The sequence below is a fragment of the Vagococcus sp. genome (assembly GCF_036639995.1).
In the GTDB taxonomy this organism is placed as follows: domain Bacteria; phylum Bacillota; class Bacilli; order Lactobacillales; family Vagococcaceae; genus Vagococcus.
The window spans coordinates 1-10,953 of the sequence record NZ_JAVWHO010000059.1; the positions used below are offsets into that span (position 1 = coordinate 1).

Below are 10,953 nucleotides of genomic sequence, written 5' to 3' on the forward strand. Positions count from 1 at the left end.
ATTGAAATGGTTGAGAAGAAGTTGTTGAAATCAGAAAAAATCCGTATCAAAAATGGAGAGAATACAACAAGTTTAATGAATAAAACGCAAAGAAATTTCATGACAGAAAATGCGAACAAAGAAGATAATAGGTAAAAAAATCGAGGTCGATATTTAGTCGACCTCGATTTAACTATTTTTCAATAGGTAGCCAAATTTCTGTTACATGCTCATCTGACATTGGGTCTAAATCTAGTGGATAAGACTCAAAATCGGGTGATTTTTTTGGCTTATATGAAGTACTTGGAAAGAAAGATTCATAGATATCTTGATAAGTTTGTCTAATCGCATGGGGAACTTTACCAACAGCATTAAAGACAACCCAATCTGTTTTAGGAAGAGTGATTGTTTCAAGGTCTTCTTTTGTTGTTGGTTCATTGGTGTAAACGCCGATGAAGTAATCATAAGCTTCTCCCTCACCAGGTAGGCAGATACCTAAAACGGTATTAGGAGTAGAGGGGTCTTTTTCTTGAATTACCTTTTCAAAAAGATCTGATTCGTTAAACCTATCCCAAAATTGAGGGATTTTTTGTTGTCCTTCTGCAAGTGTTTGGTAGCTTTCTTTAATACCTGTTACATAGAAAGTTTCTTTTTTGGTCATATAATAGTTCATGTCAGTTCCTCCTTTAATTTGAACTCGAATGGACAATTTTGGACATATTTTTAATGCCATTTGATCTTTTCGAGCTTTAGAAGGAGAGGTATGGAAAAATTGTTGAAAGGCACGGCTATAACTTTCAGATGATTGATAACCATATTTAAACGCAATATCAATAATTTTTAAAGGTGTTTCTTTTAAATCATATAAAGAGTGAGAGAGTCGTCTTTTTCTGATGTAATCTCCTAGAGAAATTCCGGATAAAATAGAAAAGATTTTTTGAAAGTTATACTCAGACATTTGTGAGAGTTGCTCAATTTTTTTCATCTCAATTTCTTTATCCAAATGGTCTTCAATGTACTGAATAACAGCTGCAAATTCGTTCAACTTATTTTCCACCTTTCTTCTTCATGAGACTATCATACGTCACTTAATTTACTGATACGTGATATTTTTTGGCAAAAATTATCATAAAAAAAGAGATCGACTGTTTGGGTCGACCTCTAAGTTGTTATTTTCTATTGCTTTCGAAAACTTTTTTCTCAGGTAATACATATTTAGCAGCATCTTCGCCGTCTGATAGTAAAGCTTCTTTAAAATCATCGATACTTAGATCAATTTTTCTTGAAAGGTCAAACACGCTATGTAGCACATCATGGAAATACATAGAGTTTCCTTGTTCAAAATAAGCTTTGTATTCAGTAGAAGTGTTACTGTTACCTGTTTCAGCTTGATATTTTTTAGCTTCTTCTAAGTAATAGTTAAAATGTTCTTTTGTATAGTCTGCAAAGTGGTTGAAAATGTTAATTGCTAAAGATAAATCTTCATACCAAGTATCATAATTTTTCTTAGCTAATCCACCTTGAACTTCGATTAAACTAAATTGTTCATTTCTTAAATATTGAGTAATTAACATGTCGATGTTTAAAGCAATACCAGTATAAGAAACGTTATCGAATTTAAATTGTTTTAAATCTTCTAATTCAGCTAATAAACTTTCAGGGGTAAAGTTACGATTTTCCATACTTTTGAAAACTTTTTTTTGTTGAAACATTTGGTCGTCCTCCAATAATAGTATTTTAATACCTTTATTATAAGGCATGAAAGCTAAACTACCAACACTTATTATCAAAACTTAGATAAAAGTTGAAATTATGAGGTAAATGTTCAAGATAGTTAATACAGCTGTAATAATCCAAGCGACAACTGTGACCCAAATTTTGTTGGTAAATTCTCCCATTAACTCTTTTTGACTTGTAAAAATAGTTAGGGGAATAATTGAGATTGGTAGTGCTGCACTTAGAAAAACTTGAGAATAAATTAATAGCTTTTCAACCACTTCCTCAGAATCACCAAATAAGATAATAGCAATTACCACTGGAATGACAGCTAAAAATCGGGTAATTAATCGTCGTGCCCAAGTTGGAATATGGAGTTTGATAAATCCTTCCATAATAATTTGTCCAGACAATGTTCCGGTGATAGTTGAATTCTGTCCTGAGGCAAGAAGAGCGACTGCAAACAACACACTTAGTAAGGGGGACGCAATGGCACCAACAATGCTTGAGTCAGCTAAAGCGTGATACAAAGACCCAAGGGTGGTTAATGTGTCTCCATGTCCAAAAAAGAGAGTGGCACCAAGAGTTAATAATAAGCAGTTAACAATAAAAGCAAAGAATAATTGAATATTAGAGTCCCATTTAGCAAAACGAATAGCTTCTTTAATTTCTTTTGAATCTTCACGGTCATATTGTCTAGATTGGACAATAGAGGAGTGAAGGTATAAATTGTGAGGCATAACAGTTGCACCAACAATCCCTAAAGCAAGTAAAAGGGCACCTTTATCAGTGACGATTTGTTTCTTTGGAATGAATCCTTGAAAAAGTTCAGGTAAGTTGGGCTGACCAAGCATTACCTCATATGAAAAAATAACAAAGATTGTTGCAATAAGAGTCATGACAATGGCTTCAATTTTACGAAACCCAAGTTTAGTTAGTGTAAGAAGTAAGAAAACGTCTAGTACAGTAATAAAGACACCTACGATTAAGGGAAACCCAAAGAGTAAATTGAGTGCAACGGCACTACCTATAACTTCCGCAATGTCAGTTGCCATAATGGCAAGTTCATTCATTATCCAGAGAAAAATTCCCATCTTCTTTTTTGTGTGAACACGTGTAGCTTGAGCTAAATCCATTCCAGTGACAATCCCTAGCTTAGCTGCCATATATTGAAGTAACATAGCAATTAAGCTAGAAATTAAAATAACAGATAACAGCAAGTAACCAAACTGTGAACCGCCAGCAATAGATGTTACCCAGTTACCAGGATCCATATAACCAACTGCCACTAGAGCACCAGGTCCCGAGTAGGCAAGAAGCTTTCTAAAAAAATTAGCATCTTTTGGAATAGCAACAGTATTATTTATTTCAGGTAAACTTAAACCATTAAGTTTATCTTTTAGTATGTGTTGATGTTTATTCATCTGACAAACACTTCCTTTTTAGGTCTACCTAAATTATATTTTTGTCTGTAAATAAATGCAAGTGGTTTGTCTTAAATTTAATTATTGCGTATAGTGATAGTGAAAAAACTTTCAAGGAGTGACAGATATGTTTCAAGAAGAAAAAAATCGTTTTGTTTTAAAAGAAGAGGGCAAAGATGTTGCGGAAATCACGTGGCAAATGAAAGGAATCAGACACATGGTTGTCGACCATACGTTTGTTGATTCAAGTCAAAGAGGAAAAGGGATGGCTGAAAAATTAGTGTTAGAAGTGATTGCAAAAGCTCAAAGAGAAGACTTGAAATTAATTCCAACGTGCTCATACGTGGTAAGTTATTTTGAAAAACATCCAGAGTACAGAGGATTATTGGCATAAAAAAAAGACCGTCCAAAGACAGCCTTAGCCTAAAATATGATGTGTGAACACCACAAATAGAAATTATAGTGGATTATTCTATAGAAAACAACCGTAAATTAAACAAATCAGGAAAATTTCATTTTTTTTATTAAAAAACATGGTGAAATTTCCCGTTTTTTATAAAAGAAATACAGAGAACCTTTTTTAAGTGTTCAAGTATTTCTTTTTTTAGTTTAATGAAAAAGCTTATAAAAATGTGATATAATATCTAAGACTACATGTAAAAATGGGTACTCGTTTACTCATAACAATCAAGGAGGTTTACAAATGGAGGACAAGAAAACATTTTATATAACAACCCCCATTTATTATCCAAGTGGAAAACTACATATTGGTAGTTCCTATACGACAATTGCCTGTGATGCAATGGCTCGTTACAAACGATTAAAAGGGTATGATGTCTTTTATTTAACAGGTCTGGACGAACATGGCCAAAAAATTGAGCAAAAGGCAGAGCAACTTGGAATTGAACCAAAAGAATATGTTGACGATATGGCAACTGACGTCAAAAAACTTTGGAATTTATTGGATATTGATTACAATAAATTTATTCGAACAACAGATACGTCACATATGCAAACTGTTAAAAAAATATTCCAACAATTGTTAGATCAAGGAGATATTTATTTAGGTGAGTATGAAGGTTGGTACTCAGTGTCTGATGAAGAATATTTTACTGAAAATCAATTAGCAGAAGTCTTCCGAGATGGCGAAGGCAATGTGATTGGCGGAAAAGCACCGAGTGGGCATGAAGTAGAACTTGTTAAAGAACAAAGTTATTTCTTCCGTATGAGTAAATATGCGGACCGATTATTAGAATATTACGAAGCACATCCTGACTTTATTGAACCTGTTTCACGTAAAAATGAAATGGTTAATAATTTTATTAAGCCAGGTTTAGAAGACTTAGCAGTTAGTAGAACCTCTTTTTCTTGGGGAATCCCTGTTGATGCCAATCCAGAACATGTGGTATATGTTTGGATTGATGCCTTATCTAATTATATTTCAGCATTAGGTTATGGCACAGATGATGACAGTAACTTTAAAAAATATTGGCCAGCTGATGTTCATATGGTTGGTAAAGAAATTGTACGTTTCCATACTATCTATTGGCCTATTATGTTAATGGCGTTAGATTTACCATTACCAAAACAAATTTTTGCTCATGGTTGGTTAGTGATGAGTGATGGCAAAATGTCTAAATCTAAAGGGAATGTGGTTTATCCAGAGATGCTAGTGAAGCGTTACGGTTTAGATGCTCTTCGTTATTATTTAATGCGATCTATTCCTTTTGGGGCAGATGGTATGTTTACGCCAGAAGAATTTGTGGCTCGTGTGAATTATGATTTGGCGAATGATTTGGGTAATTTATTAAATCGTACCATTGCTATGATTAATAAATATTGTGATGGCAATGTCCCAGCATACGCTTCTCAAGTGACTGAATTTGATAGTGAATTATCAACTACAGCAGCTGATGTAATTGGTAAATACAACAAAGCAATGGAGAAAATGGAATTTAATAACGCCTTAGCAGAAATTTGGAAGTTAATTTCTCGTGCCAATAAATACATTGATGAAACTGAGCCTTGGGTATTAGCTAAAGATCCTGAGAAGAAAGCTTCTCTAAATAGTGTTATGGTCCATTTAGCAGAAAGTTTACGTATTACAGCGATTCTTTTACAACCGATTATGACAGAAACACCAAAAGAGATGTTAAATCAATTAGGCTTAGGTGAAGAAACCTTATCAATGGTCGATATTCGTTTTGGAGATTTCCCTAAAAACACAAAAGTTATTAGTAAAGGAACACCGATCTTCCCTCGTTTAGATATGGAAGTTGAAGTAGCTTATATTAAAGAACAAATGGCACAAACAACTAATGCAAACGAAGAAGAAGATACTTGGAATCCAGAAGAAGTGGAACTCGTTTCTGTAAAAGAGAAACCAGTGAAATATGAAGATTTCGATAAAGTTGAATTGAAAGTAGCAGAAGTGATTGATTGTCGCAAAGTAAAAGATGCTGATAAATTACTTCAATTCCGTTTGGATGCTGGCGATAAAGAAGACCGCCAAATTCTTTCAGGAATTGCGGAATTTTATCCTGAACCAACTGAATTAGTTGGTAAAAAAGTAGTCATTGTTGCTAATTTGAAACCTCGTAAAATTAGAGGTCACGTTAGTCAAGGAATGATTTTATCTGCAGAAAACGAAGATGGAAAACTATATGTAGTAGAAGCACCTAAATGTGCTGACAACGGCTCAATAATTGCTTAAAAAATAAACGATTGAAAGAAAGCTTTTGTTCTTTCAGTCGTTTTCTTTTGTGTTAAAATAAAGACGATTGGAGTGAAACAAATGATATTTGATACACATACCCATTTAAATGCAGAACAATTTAAAGATGAGATACCTGAAGTGATTGAAAGAGCGAAGGAATTAGGTGTCACTGAAATGGCGGTTGTCGGATTTGATACCCCAACTATTTTAAAATCTCTTGAATTGAGTCACGCTTACAAAGATATTTATAGCATTATCGGCTGGCATCCAACAGAAGCTGGCAATTATACAAAAGAAATAGAAAATACGTTACAAACACAATTAGAGGAAACACAAGTGGTTGCTCTTGGTGAGATTGGATTAGATTATTACTGGATGGAAGACCCTAAAGAAGTGCAAGATAAAGTATTTAGACGTCAAATCGCTATAGCAAAAGAAATGAATTTACCAATAAGTATCCACACAAGAGATGCGATGGAGGATACGTATAAAATACTAAAAGAAGAAAATATTCAAGATATTGGCGGCATCATGCATAGTTTTAGTGGTGACGGTGAGTGGGCAAAACGCTTTTTAGATTTAGGCATGCACATCTCTTTTAGTGGTGTGGTGACATTTAAAAAAGCTTTTGAAGTTCATGAAGCTGCTAGTATTGTTCCGATGGATAAACTTTTAGTAGAAACAGACGCACCTTATTTAGCGCCGATGCCTTATCGCGGAAAACGTAATGAACCTGGTTATACAAGGTATGTTGTGGAACGAGTGGCAGAATTAAGACAAATGACTGTTGAAGAAGTTGCTGATATAACAAGAGGCAACGCGCATCGTTTATTTAGGATTGAAAAATAATGACAAAAAAAATAAGAATAGAAGAAATTATTGTTGTTGAAGGAAAAGATGATACAAAACGCGTTCAGCAAGTAGTAGATGCAGACACGATTGAAACAAATGGCTCAGCGTTAAGTCAGGAGACGTTAACTAAAATTGAGCATGCTGAAAAGATTAGAGGCGTTATTGTTTTTACAGACCCAGATTTTTCAGGAGAAAAAATAAGGAAACAGATAACTGAAGTGGTACCAACGGCAAAGCATGCGTTTATCTCTAGAAAAAAAGGAGAACCAAAACGTCAGGGAAACAGTTTAGGCGTCGAGCATGCTAGTGATGAGACTATTTTAGAAGCACTACGAAATGTTTCCACACCAACTACTGATGTTTTTCAGTCTGAAATAGAAATAGAAGATTTGATTTATTTTGGTTTAATTGCTGGAAACAATGCTAAAAAACGCAGAGAATCTTTGGGTGAGAAACTTAATATTGGCTATACAAATGGGAAACAATTAAAAAAACGTTTGAAAATGTTCCATATTGAAAAAGAGGCTTTCAAAAAAGCAATGAAAGAAATTTTAGAGGATGAAAACAATGAGTGATTATAAGGATATCGCGACACCAAGTCGAACGAAAGAAATATTAAAAAAATACGGTTTTTCCTTTAAGAAAAGCTTAGGGCAAAACTTTTTAACTGAACCTAATATTTTAAGAAATATTGCCGCAGCTGCAGAGTTAACAAGCGATGACCGCATTATCGAAGTTGGGCCAGGAATTGGTGCGTTAACTGAGCATTTAGCTCGTTCTAATGGAGAAGTACTAGCTTTTGAGATTGACCAACGTCTTATAGAAGTGTTGGATGATACGTTAAGTATTTATGATAATGTGACCGTTGTGAATGAAGATGTGTTAAAAGCAGACGTTAAAACAATTGCTAATGACGTTTTTACTACAGAAGGTGGCGTGAAGGTTGTTGCAAACTTACCTTACTACATCACAACGCCAATCATGATGCATTTGCTAATGTCCGGTTTAGATGTTGAGTCAATGGTTGTTATGATGCAAAAAGAAGTGGCTGATCGAATCACAGCAGTTCCAGGGACAAAAGCGTATGGTTCCTTATCAATTGCTGTTCAGTATTATATGAATGCTGAGCTAGCATTTATTGTTCCTAAAACAGCATTTGTTCCACAGCCTAATGTGGATTCAGCGATTATTAAATTAACCAAACGAACAGAGCCCATTGTTGATGTCGTGGATGAAGACTTTTTCTTTAAAGTAGCTAAGTCGGCTTTTACACAACGCAGAAAAACATTGTGGAATAATTTAATTAGTTATTTTGGAAAAGACGATGAAACTAAGGCGTGGCTTGAAAAATCACTTGAGATGAGTCAAATTGATCCGAAACGTCGTGGCGAAACGTTAAGTATTCAAGAATTTGGTGAACTATCTAATCAATTAATGGCGAATAAAAATAAATAATTCACAATGAATGTTCGTTGACAATAGTCTGTGCATTCGTTATCATAGTTACAAAAAGGGTTGGGGATGAATTAAATGAGAAAGAATTCAGTTCAGTCATTAACGTATGCAGCACTACTCATTGCTTTGGGGATTATGATACCACTAGTGATGCCAGTTAAAATTGTCATTGGACCAGCGTCGTATACACTTGCTAGTCATGTGCCAGTATTTTTAGCAATGTTCGTTTCTCCGTGGGTTGCTTTATTAGTTGCTTTAGGAACAGCGTTTGGCTTTTTCTTAGCATTTCCTTTTATTATTGGTTTTAGAGCATTATCTCATGTTATCTTTGCTGTTATTGGTGCTTTTTATTTATCAAAAAGACCAGGAATTATTTCATCACCAAAGAAAATGATTGGATTTAATATCGTGATTGGATTGATTCACGCTTTATGTGAAACGTTAGTGGTGACGTTATTCTTTACGACAGGAAAACTATCCACGGAAAGCTATTCTTATGGTTTTTTTGTGACCGTATTTCTTTTAGTTGGTGTGGGTGGATTTATTCATAGTTTAATTGATTATTCTATTGCCTTTTCAGTGGCTCAAAAAATTGGAACAAAATTTAAGTTTCCTGTTTATCTAGAAGCAAATAAATTAAAAAAGCTTGATTCCTAAAGGAGTCAAGCTTAGATATAAGATTTTCCTTTTAATATGGATTGCAGTAAGTATCTAGCTTTTCTAAATTTTTTCTCTTTCATTAACTCTATTAAAACATCTAAATCGTCCATGCTATCTCCTTATAAAACCATTCTTTTATAATATATTTTGGTCTTACTTCCAAATCCGAAATCCACTTCCGTTTACCTAATTTAAAATAACTAATTTCGTCTATAAATGCTCCCAATGTCCCAACCTCCCTCTGAAACAAACTCTATCTAATCACAATTAAATTTAGTTATTTCAAAAAACACATTATTTTATTGTGATATAATTAAATAAAAATAGCTTGGAGGTCAATTTATGAAAAATGAAATAGAAATAATGAAACAAGACGCTATTGAGAACATTGTAAGAGAGAATAAGTATATGATTGATAAGGTTATTTCTGAAAACGGCTCTTTAGAATTATCTGAAAAAGATTCTAAAAAAATTGAAAAAGTAATTCACGAAGAATCTAGTCATATTTTATCTGTTTCTTTAGATGTAGTTAGTAAAAATCCAGAGAAAGATAAATCAGAGTTAGTTAAATCTGTTTTAGAAAACCTTTCAAAAACTTCAAACATACGATTCGTTCGTAAACTATCTAAAAATTCAATCAAATATCTTAACAAAAAGGGGTTGTAAAAATGAATGTATTTGGAATTATTGGAAATTTATTTACCAGTTTATCTAAAAATGAAGAAGTAATACTATCATTCATAAAAATTGTCGATTTATCCGTAGATGCTGCTATTAATATATACGACGCTATTTCTGAACGTATAAAAGCTAGAAAATCAACTGTTCACAAGCAATCTGAGGAATCGACTGAGACAACTGTTTAGTTGTCTTTTTTAATACTCTCCATAAACTTTTCTTTAGTATATTTCATAAATATCTTCATACGACAACGTTTTTCGTTTTTCTGCTGTTATCAGCTCTTCAAGTAAAACTCTTAAAAGTCGTAGTGATCCGAAGAGTTTCCAGTTATCGCTCTTACAACATTACGAGCCAATTTGTCATTCTTTTCCAACAAACTATACCTCCACTCTAAACAATCTCTTGCCACACTCGGAACATTTAGCCCATTTAGCCCATTTATGGTTTTCATGTATTAATCCTTCGTACATTTCACCATTTTCAGTATCTTCCCCATCGTACCTAGCATGAAATTGACTTCTGCTACTTACTGTAGATGTAATGTAATACGTGTCGTGTCCACAATGAGGACATTCTTTCATATCTCGGTGCATATCAAATCATTCTCCTGTTTAATTTTATCTTCGGCCTCCCATTCCTTTTGTATATGTTATTATGTATGTATAAAATAAGAATGGAGGAGCTATATGTTTATATTTGTGCAATACTTATTACTATTTCTAAGTCTCTTTTTTCTCTATTTGTTCAAACTCAGTAAAGGCTATGTATTTGAGCCCGTTGCCTTAATTTTAGGGATAGTTTGTTTTGCTTTTTTTATCTACAGACTTATTAAACATGATAAATCTCAAAATAAAACTCAAGAATTGCAAAATCAGCTGGTCTCTAAAACTAGATCAACTGATAAAACAATTTTAAATCTTGAATTTGACACCCCCGTTATTACCATTAACTCTGACAATAAGACAATTATGTTAATTAACGAAAATAACGAAGTAAAATTTTTCGCATTCAACGAAATAAGTAAATATGAAATTTCAATAGATGATTTCGGCGTCGTCCAAAAGGATCTATCTGGAACTTTATTTACGCCTGTATTTTCGAATGTCGGATCATTTTCAGTTAAAATGCTTCGCAGTGCGAAAATTACCATTTATCTAAATAGGTTTGACACCCCCTTTGAAACTTGTATCATTTGGGATTATTATAAAGTGAAAAAAGGAAGCGACGCATATATAAAAATCGAAAATGAAATTAAAAAAGCCACTGCATATTTCGATATAATAAGCTCAGTTGTTAGCAAAGATTAAGCATACTTTTAGTATGCTCAGATTGAAGACAAACTAATTACTCATAAAGAGTAATTGGTTTTTTTTTTTGTTCATTGTCATTAATTTTGATAAAAAATCAAAAATAGAAAAAAAATAGAGCCCTCTTGGTCTCTTAGTTTAAGCATTTTTGCTAATTTTTTGA

General features: G+C 33.3%; 13 protein-coding genes. 9 read left to right on the forward strand and 4 right to left on the reverse strand.

The window, feature by feature from the left end:
• Positions 1 to 172 precede the first annotated feature (172 nt).
• The 3 genes from RR554_RS11125 to RR554_RS11135 all read right to left on the reverse strand — a co-directional run bounded on the left by RR554_RS11125 (position 173) and on the right by RR554_RS11135 (position 3,119).
• Positions 173 to 1,024 carry an AraC family transcriptional regulator gene (locus RR554_RS11125; RefSeq protein WP_332463459.1) on the reverse strand — a complete coding sequence of 284 codons (852 nt, stop codon included), beginning with the start codon at positions 1,022 to 1,024 and terminating at the stop codon, positions 173 to 175.
• Positions 1,025 to 1,148: 124 nt separating this feature from the next.
• Positions 1,149 to 1,691, reverse strand: a complete 543-nt coding sequence (locus RR554_RS11130) for a hypothetical protein (protein WP_332468037.1) — start codon at positions 1,689 to 1,691, stop codon at positions 1,149 to 1,151.
• 81 nt (positions 1,692 to 1,772) lie between these two features.
• A complete protein-coding gene (locus RR554_RS11135) occupies positions 1,773 to 3,119 on the reverse strand; it encodes an Nramp family divalent metal transporter (RefSeq protein ID WP_332463461.1) in 1,347 nt (448 codons plus the stop codon).
• Between the two features lie 127 nt (positions 3,120 to 3,246).
• Between RR554_RS11135 and RR554_RS11140 the strand changes: the two genes are divergently transcribed.
• From RR554_RS11140 to RR554_RS11175, 8 genes are all read left to right on the forward strand, one after another.
• Entirely contained in the window at positions 3,247 to 3,513 is a 267-nt protein-coding gene (locus tag RR554_RS11140) for a GNAT family N-acetyltransferase (protein ID WP_332463462.1), read from the forward strand.
• Between the two features lie 309 nt (positions 3,514 to 3,822).
• Entirely contained in the window at positions 3,823 to 5,832 is a 2,010-nt protein-coding gene (gene metG / locus RR554_RS11145) for a methionine--tRNA ligase (RefSeq protein WP_332463463.1), read from the forward strand.
• An 81-nt stretch (positions 5,833 to 5,913) separates the two neighbouring features.
• On the forward strand, positions 5,914 to 6,684 hold the full coding sequence (locus RR554_RS11150) for a TatD family hydrolase (protein ID WP_332468038.1): 771 nt from the start codon (positions 5,914 to 5,916) through the stop codon (positions 6,682 to 6,684).
• A complete protein-coding gene (gene rnmV / locus RR554_RS11155) occupies positions 6,684 to 7,262 on the forward strand; it encodes a ribonuclease M5 (protein ID WP_332463465.1) in 579 nt (192 codons plus the stop codon). The genes RR554_RS11150 and rnmV overlap by 1 nt, the downstream gene beginning before the upstream one ends.
• On the forward strand, positions 7,255 to 8,142 hold the full coding sequence (gene rsmA, locus RR554_RS11160) for a 16S rRNA (adenine(1518)-N(6)/adenine(1519)-N(6))-dimethyltransferase RsmA (protein WP_332463466.1): 888 nt from the start codon (positions 7,255 to 7,257) through the stop codon (positions 8,140 to 8,142). The genes rnmV and rsmA overlap by 8 nt, the downstream gene beginning before the upstream one ends.
• A 75-nt stretch (positions 8,143 to 8,217) precedes the next feature.
• Entirely contained in the window at positions 8,218 to 8,799 is a 582-nt protein-coding gene (locus RR554_RS11165) for a hypothetical protein (protein ID WP_332463467.1), read from the forward strand.
• 345 nt (positions 8,800 to 9,144) lie between these two features.
• Positions 9,145 to 9,468: a hypothetical protein gene (locus RR554_RS11170; protein ID WP_332468039.1), complete on the forward strand. Its 324-nt coding sequence runs from the start codon at positions 9,145 to 9,147 to the stop codon at positions 9,466 to 9,468.
• A gap of 2 nt (positions 9,469 to 9,470) precedes the next feature.
• On the forward strand, positions 9,471 to 9,668 hold the full coding sequence (locus RR554_RS11175) for a hypothetical protein (RefSeq protein ID WP_332468040.1): 198 nt from the start codon (positions 9,471 to 9,473) through the stop codon (positions 9,666 to 9,668).
• Between the two features lie 192 nt (positions 9,669 to 9,860).
• On the opposite strand, the gene RR554_RS11180 is transcribed toward RR554_RS11175, so the two are convergent.
• Positions 9,861 to 10,076, reverse strand: a complete 216-nt coding sequence (locus RR554_RS11180; RefSeq protein ID WP_332468041.1) for a hypothetical protein — start codon at positions 10,074 to 10,076, stop codon at positions 9,861 to 9,863.
• A 93-nt stretch (positions 10,077 to 10,169) separates the two neighbouring features.
• On the opposite strand from RR554_RS11180, the gene RR554_RS11185 reads away from it, so the two are divergent.
• Positions 10,170 to 10,790: a hypothetical protein gene (locus RR554_RS11185; protein ID WP_332468042.1), complete on the forward strand. Its 621-nt coding sequence runs from the start codon at positions 10,170 to 10,172 to the stop codon at positions 10,788 to 10,790.
• Positions 10,791 to 10,953: the final 163 nt, after the last annotated feature.